10 protein-coding genes and 5 pseudogenes are annotated in these 15396 nt (G+C 32.3%); 11 read left to right on the plus strand and 4 right to left on the minus strand.

Going from position 1 to position 15396, the window contains the following annotated elements; all coding sequences use genetic code 11:
- Nucleotides 1-429: 429 nt before the first annotated feature.
- A pseudogene (locus tag AC1DJR_RS04020) lies at nucleotides 430-638 on the minus strand (hypothetical protein).
- Between AC1DJR_RS04020 and mntA the strand changes: the two are divergent.
- Nucleotides 625-903, plus strand: a pseudogene (gene mntA, locus AC1DJR_RS04025) (type VII toxin-antitoxin system MntA family adenylyltransferase antitoxin); the annotation flags it as partial. The pseudogenes AC1DJR_RS04020 and mntA overlap by 14 nt on opposite strands.
- A complete protein-coding gene (hepT, locus tag AC1DJR_RS04030; RefSeq protein WP_429688923.1) occupies nucleotides 893-1306 on the plus strand; it encodes a type VII toxin-antitoxin system HepT family RNase toxin in 414 nt (137 codons plus the stop codon). The pseudogene mntA and the gene hepT, both read left to right, overlap by 11 nt.
- A gap of 793 nt (nucleotides 1307-2099) precedes the next feature.
- On the opposite strand, the gene AC1DJR_RS04035 is transcribed toward hepT, so the two are convergent.
- Entirely contained in the window at nucleotides 2100-3005 is a 906-nt protein-coding gene (locus tag AC1DJR_RS04035; protein WP_002204066.1) for a TetR/AcrR family transcriptional regulator, read from the minus strand.
- Between the two features lie 185 nt (nucleotides 3006-3190).
- Between AC1DJR_RS04035 and AC1DJR_RS04040 the strand changes: the two genes are divergently transcribed.
- The 6 genes and pseudogenes from AC1DJR_RS04040 (at nucleotide 3191) to AC1DJR_RS04065 (ending at nucleotide 11005) form a co-directional block, all read left to right on the plus strand.
- Nucleotides 3191-4690: a DHA2 family efflux MFS transporter permease subunit gene (locus tag AC1DJR_RS04040; protein ID WP_477002064.1), complete on the plus strand. Its 1500-nt coding sequence runs from the start codon at nucleotides 3191-3193 to the stop codon at nucleotides 4688-4690.
- Between the two features lie 126 nt (nucleotides 4691-4816).
- Nucleotides 4817-5428, plus strand: a complete 612-nt coding sequence (locus AC1DJR_RS04045) for a GTP pyrophosphokinase (protein ID WP_033728681.1) — start codon at nucleotides 4817-4819, stop codon at nucleotides 5426-5428.
- A gap of 1597 nt (nucleotides 5429-7025) precedes the next feature.
- Nucleotides 7026-9389: a putative mucin/carbohydrate-binding domain-containing protein gene (locus AC1DJR_RS04050; protein WP_477002065.1), complete on the plus strand. Its 2364-nt coding sequence runs from the start codon at nucleotides 7026-7028 to the stop codon at nucleotides 9387-9389.
- A 183-nt stretch (nucleotides 9390-9572) separates the two neighbouring features.
- Nucleotides 9573-10280: pseudogene (locus AC1DJR_RS04055) on the plus strand (IS6 family transposase).
- Nucleotides 10281-10409: 129 nt separating this feature from the next.
- Nucleotides 10410-10772: a cell division protein SepF gene (locus tag AC1DJR_RS04060; RefSeq protein ID WP_477002066.1), complete on the plus strand. Its 363-nt coding sequence runs from the start codon at nucleotides 10410-10412 to the stop codon at nucleotides 10770-10772.
- A gap of 74 nt (nucleotides 10773-10846) precedes the next feature.
- Nucleotides 10847-11005, plus strand: a complete 159-nt coding sequence (locus AC1DJR_RS04065) for a DUF3954 domain-containing protein (protein ID WP_477002067.1) — start codon at nucleotides 10847-10849, stop codon at nucleotides 11003-11005.
- A 438-nt stretch (nucleotides 11006-11443) separates the two neighbouring features.
- On the opposite strand, the gene AC1DJR_RS04070 is transcribed toward AC1DJR_RS04065, so the two are convergent.
- Nucleotides 11444-12043 (minus strand): undecaprenyl-diphosphatase, encoded by a 600-nt coding sequence (locus AC1DJR_RS04070; protein WP_078179032.1) that lies wholly within the window; start codon nucleotides 12041-12043, stop codon nucleotides 11444-11446.
- Between the two features lie 192 nt (nucleotides 12044-12235).
- Entirely contained in the window at nucleotides 12236-12484 is a 249-nt protein-coding gene (locus AC1DJR_RS04075; RefSeq protein WP_477002068.1) for a hypothetical protein, read from the minus strand.
- A gap of 792 nt (nucleotides 12485-13276) precedes the next feature.
- Here AC1DJR_RS04075 and AC1DJR_RS04080 point away from each other — a divergent pair.
- The 3 genes and pseudogenes from AC1DJR_RS04080 (at nucleotide 13277) to AC1DJR_RS04090 (ending at nucleotide 15235) form a co-directional block, all read left to right on the plus strand.
- Nucleotides 13277-13560 (plus strand): annotated as a pseudogene (locus AC1DJR_RS04080) (hypothetical protein).
- 564 nt (nucleotides 13561-14124) lie between these two features.
- A pseudogene (locus AC1DJR_RS04085) lies at nucleotides 14125-14725 on the plus strand (Holliday junction resolvase RecU).
- Nucleotides 14726-14863: 138 nt separating this feature from the next.
- Nucleotides 14864-15235: an ArpU family phage packaging/lysis transcriptional regulator gene (locus AC1DJR_RS04090; protein WP_078179034.1), complete on the plus strand. Its 372-nt coding sequence runs from the start codon at nucleotides 14864-14866 to the stop codon at nucleotides 15233-15235.
- Nucleotides 15236-15396 lie beyond the last annotated feature (161 nt).

Raw genomic sequence — 15396 nt, forward strand, 5'->3', positions numbered from 1 at the left:
ATGTACTATTTATGTACTATTTACTACTAATAAGATTTCAATTTTAAATAAAATAAATGCTTAATTATTTTATTGATTTTGTATAGATTTTTTAGATTAAAAGACGACTAATGTAAAGTCGTCTTTTGTTTTCCTCATAATAAAATGAAAGTAAACTAATATCTAAAAGGAATAACAAAAACGAGGATTTAGGTAGGATTTAGGTAGCACGACTTGCACTAGCAATTGTACCTACCGAACTGCTTAGATCGGCTGTCCATGAACTTAACTCTTACTCTAGATTTCTATGACACTAAAAGTGGCTAGTCCCTCGCTTCGCTTCACCCCATTCTTTGCACTCACACCCCAAAACAAGTGGAAAGCGCAAAGAATGGATTTCGGCGGGGGGTGGCATGTCGCCAAACCGAACAGATTAAAAACAAGAGAATGTTAATAAAATGGAATTGTTGTAAAGTAGTAGGATATATACTTTGAGATGTATATTCTATAGCTGGATAATATTGTACGGTTTCATGATAAGGTATAGCTGGATGAGGATAGTATGGCATATGTTGCATTGCATGATATACTGCATACATTGTTGCTTGAGCCCCATGGGTTGTATAGACTCCGCCTATGGCCCTGTTTTTAAGTGACATAAAATTAGGGAATTATGAACGTTTTTTATTAGCACAGGAGTTAGCGGATATTGTTCATAGAGATGTTGATTTAGTTGATTTATCAGGAGCTTCTACAGTTTTTCAAGCTCAGATTATACATACAGGTAAGGCAGTATTTTGTTCTGATGAAGAACGAAAAATCATTTTTGAAATGAAGACTTTAAAAATGTATTCAAAATTGAATGAGGAACGCCAGATAGTATTTGATGATATAAAGAAAAGAAGTTCTATCTATGAAGAATGAAGTCATTTTGAATAAAATTTCTACAATAGAGCGGTGTATAAAAAGAATACAGGACGTATATGGAAATAATCCTGATAATTTGGAGGATTATACAAAGCAAGATTCTATAATATTGAACATACAAAGAGCTTGCGAAGCAAGTATTGAATTAGCAATGCATATTGTTGCAGGGAAAAAATTAGGATTACCTCAATTAAGTCGAGACGCTTTTGATTTGTTGGTTGCAGCAGATTTACTTAGCGCAGAGCTAGCAAGTAAATTAAAGGCGATGGTGGGATTTCGAAATATTGCTGTTCATGATTATCAAAGTGTAAACTTAGATATTGTTCATCAAATTATTGAAAAACATCTAAAAGACTTTAAACTATTTACGAAAGAAGTTATGGGAATTTTGGACTTATAGAAGCACAAATCTTAGAATCATGATTGCATAGAAGAACATTATAGCAATTGTACATTATGATGAGTAAAGTACTTCTGTGAATACTTTGCTTGTTTTAACAAATAAAAACAAATCAAGTAAAACATGGACATATTGAAAAAAGACACCTTAAGGTGTCTTTTTGGGTTGAAAATATACAATCTGTTTAAGTAGATGTAACTATTAAATTTGAATAAGAAGAAAACCATGTTTGTCGATTCTTAATAAGTATAGCATAAAAAACAGGATAATTACACAAAAATCCGTATATATGTGTATATAAATAATATTACTGTAATTGTTAGATTAAATAAAGGTTTAAAAGTTGCTCTAGAATATTATGATTATATTGAGTTAGGTAGTGTAAAGTATAGGAATAAAAATAAAAATAAAAAAACAAAAAGTAAAATCATCACCGTATCTATATAAGTACGCAAGTGTAAATAAAAGAAACCTATATAAACCGAGTTAACAAAAATCCAGAAATTAGTTCCTTATCTCTATCAGATGTGAGTTAAACGTTAAAATACTTTTCAAAAGGAATGAAGCCAGAGTAAGAACAGATATCTTTTTTGTAAGAGGGATTAACTTAATTCAAATGGGTAAAGAAACTTTTGAAAGGCCAGAGAGGAATAGCTGAGAAATATCATCCAACGTTAAATATGATGATAAAAAACATATATTGGAAGACCCTATATATACAGGATATAGGGTCTTTTCATTATAAGAATACCTTTAAATTTGTGTATATAGTTTAGATTGAAGAAAATGAAATTTATGAAATCGGAAAATAGTCCATTTTCCCTAAAATTTGTTCATATTGTATATATTCCTGAGTGGCATTGATTTCTGGACTATTTTTTAAAGTTGTTAAAGCACTTTCAATTAAAAATTTTCTTGAATCTGCTTTATTATACATAATCTCTTCTTGAATAAAGTACAACAGGTTTAAACATGTTGTCATTTTCTGCTTTTCGAAACCATTTTTTTTCTCAATTACTTTTTTTAAGTTTAGCGTAGCAATTGAAAATTCATTGTTAAAAAAATCATTATAATCTGATTGAGGTAAAAATTCATTTATATATGCGGGTGTAAATAATTGAATGCTTTTTTCACTAATATCTTCCAAAATGATAATTATCCGATCCATACAATAAGTAACAATTTGCTTTATGGTAATTGTTTGATTCCATGCATTACTGGTATGAAGAATATTCTGCATCATACCTATGAAAATAACCGCACAATCCACTAAATAATTTGATTTATCCTCGGGGAAAATATTTGTAAAGCGTTTATACACCCAACTTAAAAATAAGTATTTAGACTGCTTAATAAATTGTATGAGATCTGGATCGTTTGATACAAGCACATCTTCAATTAATTGCATTAACTTGTTTTTTTTATTAAGTTCCATCATGAGGCTGACTTGTTCTATATAGATAGCAATATCTTTACAATCTTCTCCAATAAGTAATTTGTCTCTTTCCACTTGCATCTCTTCTTGGATAAGTTTAAATACAGCTTTGAATAGTTCGCCTTTGGAAGAAAAATAATTATAAAAAGAACCTTTGGAAATATTGCTATGATTTAAAATATCTTGAATAGATGTCGCGTGATATCCCTGTTCTATAAATAGCTCATGTGCTTTATCTAAAACGTCTCTTTTCTTCTTATTCATATTCTAAGCTCCTTTAGAGGTAATGCTCTTATATTAATAAATATATTGTAACAAAGAAAATACAACTAGTACAATTTTGGACAACCGGTACATTTTTGTTGATAATTAATTGCTAATGAGATATCATTAACCTTGTTGGACTTGAGGTATAAAAATAAACCGATAGTACAGAAGGGGGCATATACATGAAAGAAAAACAAACAAAAGCTTCTTTTAGCTTATTAGCGATTTTAATGATAGGAGCATTTGTAGCGTTATTAAGTAATACATTGCTCAATATAGCTTTACCATCTATCATGAAGGATTTTGATGTGAGTGCTTCAACCGTACAATGGTTATCGACAGGATATATGCTAGTAAATGGAATTTTAATTCCCACTACTGCATTTTTAATAAAAAAATATACGGCTAGACGATTATTTTTAACCTCTATGGGGTTGTTTACAATTGGTACATTAGTAGGTGGATTTGCACCAAGTTTTTCAGTCTTACTTTCGGCTCGTATGATTCAAGCTTCAGGAGCGGCTTTAATTATGCCACTACTAATGAATGTTTTATATACAACATTTCCACCTGAAAAACGTGGCTCAGCAATGGGGATTTTTGGTTTAGTAATGATTTTTGCACCTGCTATTGGACCAACATTATCGGGGTGGGTTATCCAACATTATGATTGGCCGGTACTTTTCTTAATGATGGCTCCTATAATGGCTTTAGTCTGGATTTTGGGATACTTTAAATTACATGATCACAAAGAAAAAAGCAATGACAATATTGATGGATTATCTGTTGTCTTATCAGCCTTGGCTTTTGGTGGTATTTTATATGGATTCAGCTCTGCTGGTAACAGTGGATGGAGTGCACCTAATGTTTATTTAACCATTATTATTGGACTAGCATCGTTGGTAGGGTTAATTGTTCGTCAATTTAATCTTGAGGAGCCTATGCTCGACTTTAGAGTATATAAATACCCAATGTTTGCTTTATCGTCAATTATTTCAGTGGCTTTAAACATGGCGATGTTCTCTGCCATGCTGTTATTACCGATTTATTTACAAAATATCCGTGGTATTTCCGCAATGGATTCTGGTTTGCTAATGTTACCTGGCGCATTAATCATGGGGATTATGATGCCTATTACAGGAAAATTATTCGATAAATATGGTCCGAAATTGTTGGCGTTTATTGGCTTAGCTATTGTAATCGTTACAACATTTTTATTTAGTCAACTAACGGGATCCACTGAGTATACACATTTAGTTGTGTTATATGCAACTCGTATGCTTGGTATCTCAATGGTTATGATGCCGATTATGACGAATGGTTTAAATCAATTACCACCAGAATTCACACCACACGGAACAGCAATGAATAGTACGATTCAACAGGTTTCAGGAGCAATTGGTGGTAGCCTACTCGTTACAATTATGTCTAATCGAACAGTAATACATGTAGAAGAAATGATGTCTAATGCTATAAATAAGCTAACAAATGCACCTACTGGTGAAGCCTTAGCAAAAATACAGCAGCACATCTCCATGGAAGCAACTATTTCAGGAATCAATGATGCATTTTTAGTATCAGCTGTTATTGCTGGTGTAGCATTTATTCTATCGTTCTTTCTTAAAAGAACAACAGTTCCAATTTCAAATCAAGTAGATGATCGACTTGAGAACATAAATTAGTTGTTTAAAAAATGAAGAATTTTTAGAGTTAAGGCATCTTCTTTCTGTCTATCTGATGAACGTTTTTAATGTGATTGATTCAATTGAACAATACATGTGAAAAGTTGAAATAAGAGGGGGATTAACATGGAAGATGTAAGAAAATGGGGTCAATTTTTACTACCATATAAGTTTGCTTTAGATGAAATGACAACCAAAATTAATATAATAGCTGAAGAAGCAAAGTATTTAAAAAACCATAATCAAATTGAGCATATTAAGACGAGACTTAAATCATTTGAAAGTATTCAACTAAAACTTGATAGAAAAGGAATTTCTCCTACAATGTCAAACTCAAGAGAAAAGTTGTATGATATTGCAGGTATGAGAATCATTTGTTCTTTTGTAAATGACATTTATGATATATATTCTCAGCTATCCAAACGAAATGATATTAAAATTGTACAGGTGAAAGACTATATTGAAAATCCAAAATCAAATGGGTATCAGAGTTTACATGTAATTGTACAAATACCTGTAACACTATCCCAAAAAGTAGAGACTGTTTATGTTGAAATACAGCTTCGAACCTTAGCGATGGATTTTTGGGCTAGCCTAGAACATAAAATTTATTATAAGTATGACAAAAAAATCCCTTTCTATCTGGAGCAAGAGCTTATTGACGCGGCCAAAACTGCAAAATCTTTGGATGAAAAGATGAGGGACATTCATGTAAGAGTGGAAGGTTTGAAAGGTTAAAGAGGCATGTTAAGAATAAATAGGATCGCATGAAACAACTTGTTATATAAAAAGGACGCATATGCTTGATTGCAGCTGAGGAAATAAAGATTCAACACCAATGATTATCAATAATTGAAATACTAATGATTAAAATAAAAAAGAACCTTGAGTAGGTTCTTTTTTATAGTTGGTAAATATGTGATCAACAATAGATAGTAATTTAGATGCTTTTTATTAATTGGCTCAGTTTTCTTAGGGAAGAAATCATTTTCTCATGACTTATTACTAGATATAACCAGACATTTCATTTATTAATTTGGGTGGGTGATTTAGTTTTTTGGGTTTACCACGCTAAAATGTAAATTTTGCTTAGGGACAAAATGTTAAAGTTCTACATTCTGAATTAACAGAAAATTTAGGTGGTAAAAATCCCTTTGAATATTTTATCAGGTAGTTCATATTTCTTTGACCATAATTTCATGTTGTTACCGAACGTTTATATGTGTCTAATGGAAAGAAATATTTTAAGTTTGTTACCATCTATTGTTTGATTAAGATGGTAACACGAAAATAAAACGTTTACAACAAAAAGATAAAGAAAAAATATGAAAATTCGACTTTTTTCGACAAAATGATTGAGAGAGAAAAAATCTAAATTAAGTAAATCTTATATGTAGAGAGATTCTTTATCTCATAAATAACAGTTATAACATATGTAAATGTTCTATAAGTAATTAAAACGTCGAAKATAAAATTATATTGTGACAATTWTAAACAAAACATACTTWATAATTCATACTTAGACTAAYAAATYAATTMMTAATAARTTAAATACGCTATATTTAATAGAGTATAATATTCCATATTATATATAATTATRAATCATTTAACATATTWRTTGCGGRAAATTTTGACATAAGATATTTTAAATATTAAGCACAGAAACATTTYAAAGAAAAAGAGCTATTTTAAAATGTACCCTAAAAACGTTTTTCCTAAAAAGTAGTAAGAATTTTTAAATTGTTTCTGTGCCTAATTAGATGAAAATAATACAATAAATTGTTTAAAAAAGATAAAAGCAAGTTACTTTTACGGAGAAATATACATTCCATACCATTAGAATTATGTCAGATCGTAGCATACAAATTACATTCTTCTATCTCACAAACTGCACAACTACCATTATAGGTAGCTTGTCTTAGTTTTAACATCACATTCATCATTTTTTTGTCCAATAAGATTAATATGGTTAGAAAAACGTGCCGCCATCTACTATGAAAATATTAGCAATTAGAAAGAATTATTTATAAAGTAATATAGAAATAAAATTATCCGGTTATTTATAAGTGAATTTTTAATATTTTTGGCGTTTTTCAAAGGGCTTTCACTTATATTTCATATCATGAGGACAATTGTTGTGTTGTTTGAAGGGTAGGGTATAGGTGTTAACAGTTCATTTGTATATAAAAAATAAACAACCTGTTGAGTGTATAATAAAAGATTTTTTAAAATAATTTATGAATACACACAAGTGATGTTGAGTTATTTATTCAAAGTAGAACCTTTAAAAATCTGTAAATTGTTATATAAAGAAATAAGAATAGAGGTATTCATTATGAAATTTATAAAAAGGATATTCATTTCTACGATTGCACTTACGGCCTTTACAGGATTAGAGCTAATTAAATTTCATGAAAATCCCAATGTAGTGTATGCAGATTCGAAAGGTCCTGTAAAAAATATAAGTCAATCTGAGGCAGATATTAAAGAAGAAGATCAAATTATTGTAAAGTTTAAAAGTGAAGTGAATTTCCCGTATAAGGATGGACTTGAGAAGCAAATAAAAAACGAAGATAGCGATCTGGAATTAGTAAAAATCTTTTCTGAATTTCCACAGCTAACATTAAAACGTTTATTTACATCTGTGGACCCAAAAGAGATTGAAAATATTGATAAAGATACGAGGGAAACTGAAAAAAAATCATCTTCTAATTTACTAGATTATTATATTGTAGAAGTACCTAATAAAGTAACAGCTGAAACATTGATGGACAAGTTTAAGAAATCTTATCTTGTTGAAGAAGTATATATGCAAGAAAAACCAACTCTTTTACCAGAAGTACAATTACCTACTGTATCGCTTAACCCTTACGACGATCCAAGATTTTTAAACCAGGGATATCTTAAGGAAGCACCATATGGGATTAATGCATCTTATGCATGGAGCATTAAAGGTGGAGATGGAAAAGGAACTACTTTTGTAGATATGGAGTATGGGTGGTTATTAGACCATGAAGATTTAGTAAATCAAAAAGTTGAGCTTATATCTGGTAGAAATATAGATCAACACGTTGGTCATGGAACGTCTGTTCTTGGGATTGTTTCTGCTGAAGATAATAAGATTGGTAATATAGGAATTGCACCAAAGGCTAAGGTCAAAGTAGTATCCCAAATAAGAGGTGATGGGTCGTATAATACGGCTGATGCGATAATAAATGCTGTACATAATTTACAAGCTGGGGATATTTTATTATTAGAGGCACAAGCTTCATATGATGGATATGGAGATAAATATTTACCTGTTGAAGTACAGCCAGATATCTTTGATGCAATACGAGCTGGAACGGATAAAGGAATTATTGTGATAGAAGCCGGGGCAAATGGTTCTAATGACCTTGATCAATTTAGAGATCGGAATGGAAAACAGGTATTAAATCGCAATAGTCCGGACTTTAAAGATTCAGGAGCTATAATGATTGGAGCCGCATCGTCAACTGTTCCTCATAAACGTTTATGGTTTTCAAATTATGGTAGTAGAATTGATGTTTATGGTTGGGGAGAAAACGTAGATACAACTCGTGCTGAGCCTAATAGGATTACTAAAAGTCTCTATACAACAGGCTTTAGTGGTACATCTAGTGCTTCTCCAATTATTGCTGGAGCAGCGACTTCAATACAAGGTGTGGCTAAAGAACATTTAGGTCGTCCATATAAACCAGCTGAATTAAGAAATATACTAAGTAATCAAAATACAGGTACCAAATCCCAAAATCCGTTAACAGATAAAATCGGTGTTTTGCCAGATTTAAAGTCAATCCTGTCAAATTTGGGATATAGTCCAGATATATCAAATAATGTTTTAGAGGGAAACCAATTTGTATGGTCAATGAAAGGAATAGGAGATTTTGAGTTTGCAAAATTGGATTTTAATAAGACAAAAGAAGAAATGCAAATTCAATTAAAAGCAGGTGTACCACATCATTACTTTGATAGTACATATGCGAGTGTGAAAGTCCAAAATTCATCTGGAAAAGTGGTATATAATAAAGATATTTATGGAAACAGGCAACAAAATGCTGAAACACAAAAAATTTCGATGAAAGTCGGAGACTATATTGAGTTTACACATTTAGAGGGTGGAAACCGGGCGACTCTTATAAATGTGGATAAAAATATACAGGAGAGCTTTGGTAGGAAGATAGTGTATCAAGTTACAGTTAATGGTCTTAAGAAAGTTGATCAAATTATTAACCCTAGCCCAGATACGGAAGCTCCTACACGGCCTGAAGGATTACAAGCAGCCAACATTACTACAAATAGCGTAGAGTTAAAATGGAATTCATCAACAGATAACGTAGGTGTGAAAGAATATCAAATATTACGTGACGGAAGATTCATTCAAACGGTACAGGGAACCACATTTACTGATAGTAAACTGACTGCTAACATGGAATACAAATATACTGTGAAGGCTATAGATGCAGCTGGAAATCAGTCTATTCAAAGTAGTGTTCTTAGTATAAAAACAAAAGAGCAAAATACCTCTTATGAAAAATGGGATCCGAGGAAAGCATATACAAAAGGGGATAGAGTAGAGTATCAAGGGAAAATCTATGAAGCTGTTCAAAGTTACCAAGGAAATGGAGATTCGAATTGGATATTCTCGTTATCCTTATGGAAAACAATTTCAATAAGTTGATGATATCGTCTATTTGAGAGAATAATTATTTCATAACTAGCTAAATAATTTTTATCTCATAAGAAGAAGGCGCCTTTTAGGTGCCTTTTTCTGGTTCTGGTGCGAAAACTTCAAGATAATTKCARKTAATCTCTAAATCTTGGACATACTGATACKATTACTCTAAAAAGGTGCGTGATCAGTATGGAAAAGCGAAATTTATTCAAGTGGAAGCATTATCATCATGATATTATTTTGCAAACAGTAAGATGGTACCTACGGTACAACTTGAGATTTCGTGATTTGGTGGAAATGATGGAGGAACGGGGCTTATCCGTTGCTCATACAACGATTATGCGTTGGGTTCATCAGTATGGTCCTGAATTAGACAAAAGAATCCGTCGTCATCTCAAGCAAACCAATGACTCTTGGAGAGTTGATGAAACATATATCAAATTAAAAAGTCAATGGATGTTACCTGTATCGTGCTGTCGATTCGAAAGGAAATACCATCGATTTTTACCTAAGCAAAGCAAGAAACCAYAAGRCTGCAAAGCGATTCTTCAAGAARGCTTTGCRGTCTTTTCATATTTCTGAGCCTCGTGTCGAGACAGTCGATAAGAACCCAGCTTATCCTATAGCAGTTGAAGAATTGAGAAAAGAAAAAAAGATGCCATTAGGCATCCAACTAAGGCAAGTGAAATATCTCAATAACATAGTGGAACAAGATCATCGATTTATTAAAAAGCGAGTTCGTTCGATGYTAGGATTGAAATCCTTTCGTACAGCTACAKCCATTATTTCTGGAATAGAAGCTATGCATATGGTAAAAAAAGGTAACTTATTTTACTGGACAAGTCTGCCCAAAATCAAGTGRAGTTCATCCATCAACTATTTGGAATTGYTGCTTAAGACTAGATTYCACTAGGAAACTTTTCGCCTCTTTATATCTTTCCYAAGTATTTGCACCAGAACCACTAACGTTAACGCAGCGTGAAGGAATCTTAATTGCAAGCTTGCATGTATTGGAGGGGAAAAGCAATGCCAAAGCAGTTAACAATCTTTGATGTTGAACCAGTTGTATCATTTGATTTTAAGAAGGCTCATGATCATCGATTAAATTCTAAACTACGTTTTGCCGACGTTGTTGTACAAATAYCACGTCAAGCCAAAGCGATTGATGAATTAAAACCAACGACAGCGCCTGATRAGCGTTAYGARTTATTTGARGATTAYACAATTGGRATTTGGCGTTATAAGCGAGTGGAGGRTAAACAATTTGATTGGGAAGAAGCWGARGARATRTGTAAGCGAGCAMGGGATGAAAAAAAGCCTATTCCAATACGGCTTCATTTATCACTTGAACAATCATTTGTTCCAGAAAATGTTGTGCGATATTTGTAGACAAACAAAAAAGCCGAGATTGCTCTCGACATAATTATTCGAAAAAGTAATTATAACATATGGGAGTGATCTTGGTGGGAATTAGAAAAGAAAATCTTGTAGAAATGACAGCTGAAATAGATTTGAAAATAAACGGAATATATGTTGTTAAAAATGGTCAGGTCCAACTAATASAACCACCTCAAAGTGGAAAAGTAATCCGTATGGAAGAACGAAAAACACAGTTACTTTAATCAAATTTGAATTTTATTAAGAAATTGGACTGAAAGCATCGATAATTAGATGGGATAAAGAGCATCATCACTGAAATGAAAAAGCCCTGCACACAGGGCRTCTAAAAAGATACCTTAGCTATAACAACGATTAGGGGGAAGTATTAGCTAAGGTATCTGGATGGATGRTTGCATACTAAGTATGCAATCAAGAGCATTGTTGAATGTATTGGGTTATTCAACAAGTTCAGAATAACACGAAATTTCCGCTAATTCACCCGGTAAATTTGTCCAAAAAAGGTAGTTCTATAAAAGTYTTTCACCTAAGAAATGGATTCATAGATYTYAAYMAAAGMGTTATTTTAAAATTAAAGAGCGCCCAAGGGAGCGCTCTTCGATCAAGACAATATTGAAAAATACTCGGTAATATATGTAATCTTTTTAGCTTTGTGAGATTAATCAAAAGTTTTTCGACTTGTTTTTGGAGGGTATTACATTTTGTTCTATTTTTTCGTAAAGATTAAGTAATTGTTTGATGAATGTAATTTTCGGTGTTAACCAATATGAAAATAGTGCTGAAATAATTCCTATTAAAGCTCCTGTTATGACATCAAAAGGATAATGAACTCCTACCCAAATACGAGAAATAGCTACGCAGAATGCAAGTACAAGCCATAACCATCTAGCCTTTTTACGAACAAGCCAGAATGAAAAACAAATTGAAAAAAATAGAATCGTATGGTCGCTAGGAAATGAATTATCTACTGCATGATCGACAAGTTTATTAACATTAGGTAATACTGCAAATGGTTGATAATTCAAATGCAAATTCCCTGCTAATTTTCCAATTATTTCAGCAGTTACGAAAGCAACTATTGCTTGAATAATCATCATTTTGTTTTTTTTAGATTGAGTAAACCAATAAGCAATAATAATTAAACCTAAAAAATACACCATATATTCCGCTAAAAATACCATAGTGGAGTTTAGGGATGAATATTGCTTCCCTAAATTATTGATAGCTCGAAAAGCATCAATATTTAATTGAGAAAAAAACATTTTTAAATCGCTCCTTATTGTTTGTGTATAAGGAAAATCATGGTAAATAGTTTGTAGTGAAAAAATTGATTTTAGTGACAGTAGTCTTACAAAACTGTAAGGATTAGCTCATTAAAGATTTTTAATAAAATAGTTATTTGAAACTATTCACGAAAAAAGAGCACTAAAGAAAGTGCTCTTAGAAAATACATTTTATATTCTGTTTTGAGCTACGATTTTAATATTCTCTGGTGGAATGATATCTYGAATTTTTTCTTTTAAATCTACWTGGACCATTTCTTCAAGATKTTCAAGTGAAACTTCAAAGTTTATGCATTCCGCAGTTGCGATGYTTAATAAAGAATAATTTTCATTCTTTTTAACAACAAGATATTGTGATTGATCTGTTATTACTATACACCCTTGTTGAATGCCTAATTTACGATTGTCTTCAAAAGTCATAAAAGTTTCTCCTTTTATATGTATTGCCGATAAATAGTTTACTACATAAATACATTGGTTCATATTGAGAAACCTTACATTATTATTACAATTTCATAAGGTTTCTGAATATTTCGTGGGCTAGTAATATGGAGAGTGTAAAAAGGTTCAATTGTATATTTAACAAAATCCTTATTTAAAAACAAGAGTCCCTAGAGTTAGGGCTCTAGGGATTCTTGTTTTGGTATATCTCACACGGTTTTATAAAAAGGATCGAACGTATTGAAGATAACATGTGAATGTTTCATAAATGTATCAAAAAAGTGAACAAAATTGCTATTGCAGAAGTAGCAGAAATGAAGTTTCTAATAGTTAAGTACGTAAAAGGTGTTATTTCCAGTGGATAAAATGCGCGTGGGGCACCTAATCATTATTTTATCGGAGGAAAAGAATATGTTATGAACTTGGTTGAATGAAAAAATGAAAATTTTACTTTAAGCGAAGTTAATGAAATATATTTTGGGGGTTATATCAATGATTGTTATCTCGATGGACACTTTAACTTTATAAAAGTCCTAGAAGAAAAACACAACTATGAGGAATAGTAAGCTATAAAAGTGAACAAAATCGTTATTTAAATAAAAGAAACCCCGATTGTCTGCGGGGCCTCTAAGGGTAATCGTCAAGTAATGACGTACTCGACTAATTAACCATATCATGAATTTTTTGGTAAAAACACTGGTAAATGTGTCCAAATGGATAGGGCATCATTTTGAACAAAAACGCTGCTTTAACCGAAAGGGGAATGGGGAAATGTTAGAACAAGTGGAGATCGAAGGGCAGTTATCCATGTTCGATATGGATGAAACGAAAAACAAATTGTACGAAGTCTTGGAAGCTAATAACTATCACTACGAGATTAAGAGTTATTACCTACACCATGATTACATCGGATTGGTTAAGTACTTTTATATACGCACGACAGATAATACTATCATCGATTTGTGTTTAAGTGAGTTTCCTGAAGTGTTTGCTCTGTGTACGAGGGATTCACTGAAGCGCAGATCAAGAAGATATACAGAGGAAGATTACAATAAAAATGCTGGTTTATAAAAAAAGAGAAGCGCTTAATCAGGACGCTCCCCTTAATGCCAATACACAATAACTATCCTATTATACTGTATAAGCGTAAAATATTTAACAATTACCTTTATGGTAAAAATTTCATTTTTCATTAGTTTAAAACCCAAAAAGAGAACTTAATAAAGTGCTCTTGTGACGAGATTATCCATTTGTAAAGACTATTTCAATGTATAGAGAGAGGAACACAGAATATTATATGTATGCCCAGTTAATTGAGTGCTTTTTACAAACAAAGAGCAGCTAGCAAAAGCTAACTGCTCGGTTCTCCAAGGGGGAACAAGGAGAAAATCTAATGTCATCTACAGTATTGACGGAATATTGGGTTTTATTCAAGGCTGGTTCTAAAAAAGTGACATACCGCCAAAATATAAAATTATTAAAAGGACAATTACTATGAAAGCAATAAAAGAAACTTTCTTCCATGAATTTTTCATCAGTAGACCTCCTTTATGAAGAATATTAACATTCTTTCAGAATCTGAACAAAATAATCCTTTGAATAGAAAGCGAGGAATAAAAATGGGACAAGGTAACCGTGGAATGGCATTTGAAAAGATTATCAATCTAGCGAATGAAATGTATCAAAGAGGGRGAGTGGCRCTTATAAACAAGCGTCCGACTCCTGTGAAGGTGTTAAARAGTAAAGGTGGCCGTGTACTAAATGGATTCTATGAAGCTAARAGTACAGTAGACTATGACGGYGTGTATAARGGACGAGCTATMGCRTTTGARGCGAAGTCTACAGAAAATGCTAATCGMTTTGATTTAAARAACATTGCGCRGCACCARTTGGATTATCTGGAGAAAGTAGAAAAGATGGGAGCAATATGCTTCTTTCTTATAGAGTTTAGTAAGGATAAGTCGGTATTTGTTGTACCACTATCAATCATCCAATCTTATGTAAGGATGTCGCGACAACCAAAGGGCAAGAAGTCTATACAGAGAGCAGACAGAACGAGCGCCAGTTGATTACTTGCAATACATCGATGAACAAGGAATAATTCCAGCGATGTTAGAAGGCATGATTCAAATTGATCAGGACCATACAAGGGTAGCAAATAACATTGAAGCAGCAAAAGAGAAGATGAATAACAAGAAACGTAAATTGCTAAAGGCTTAATGGATAGCGGAACAATGACTAACAGTGTGGTGGGGGCTGTATTGTAGTCATCGTTCCCTTATTCAGTAATTTGATAGTAAAATTTCACGTACCTGATGTGAATATAAAAACCTAAATTTGAAATAGGGGGATTCGAACTTGGAGAGACAATTATCTTTGTTACCGGATATCGATGATAAGAAAGTACAGAAGGAAGTAGTGAGCATTTTAAAGGAATACAGGGCACTCAAGATGCGATTTAGTAATGAAGTGGAGCAAGAAGGAATCAGCTTGTTTCCGGAAATACGTGATTCAAGGAACACGAGTAAATGGAAGGTGCAGCAGGTTGAAAAGGCACTTAACAATTTATTAGATGAAGATGAGCGTAATATTGTAGAGCGGAAGTTTCTGACAAACGAAAGGGTAAAAGACTCGGATGTTTATCATAATCTACTACTCAAGAAGACATATTTCTATGAGAAGAAGCAAAGTGCGGTTAAATTGATTGCTACGGCATTAGGGATAATCTAAAAATAGCGAACAAAATGCGAACTTTTTGGGGGACTAAATAAAACCGTGAAAATTATAAGCTATTCCTATAAACAGTTCTTTGAAAAGAGAATACGTTTTGGGGATAGCGTTCCCATTATAATAACGTTACTCGGTGACGCGGAGGCTAGAGGGGATAAGAG

The organism is Bacillus sp. 05T31 (assembly GCF_056396725.1).

Bases quoted from the DNA above. Each gene is read 5' to 3' on its own strand.
- AC1DJR_RS04045 (WP_033728681.1), top strand. From the start codon at position 4,817: ATGGAAGATGTAAGAAAATGGGGTCAATTTTTACTACCATATAAGTTT.
- AC1DJR_RS04050 (WP_477002065.1), top strand. From the start codon at position 7,026: ATGAAATTTATAAAAAGGATATTCATTTCTACGATTGCACTTACGGCC.
- AC1DJR_RS04035 (WP_002204066.1), bottom strand. From the start codon at position 3,005: ATGAATAAGAAGAAAAGAGACGTTTTAGATAAAGCACATGAGCTATTT.
- hepT (WP_429688923.1), top strand. From the start codon at position 893: ATGAAGAATGAAGTCATTTTGAATAAAATTTCTACAATAGAGCGGTGT.
- AC1DJR_RS04040 (WP_477002064.1), top strand. From the start codon at position 3,191: ATGAAAGAAAAACAAACAAAAGCTTCTTTTAGCTTATTAGCGATTTTA.
- AC1DJR_RS04070 (WP_078179032.1), bottom strand. From the start codon at position 12,043: ATGTTTTTTTCTCAATTAAATATTGATGCTTTTCGAGCTATCAATAAT.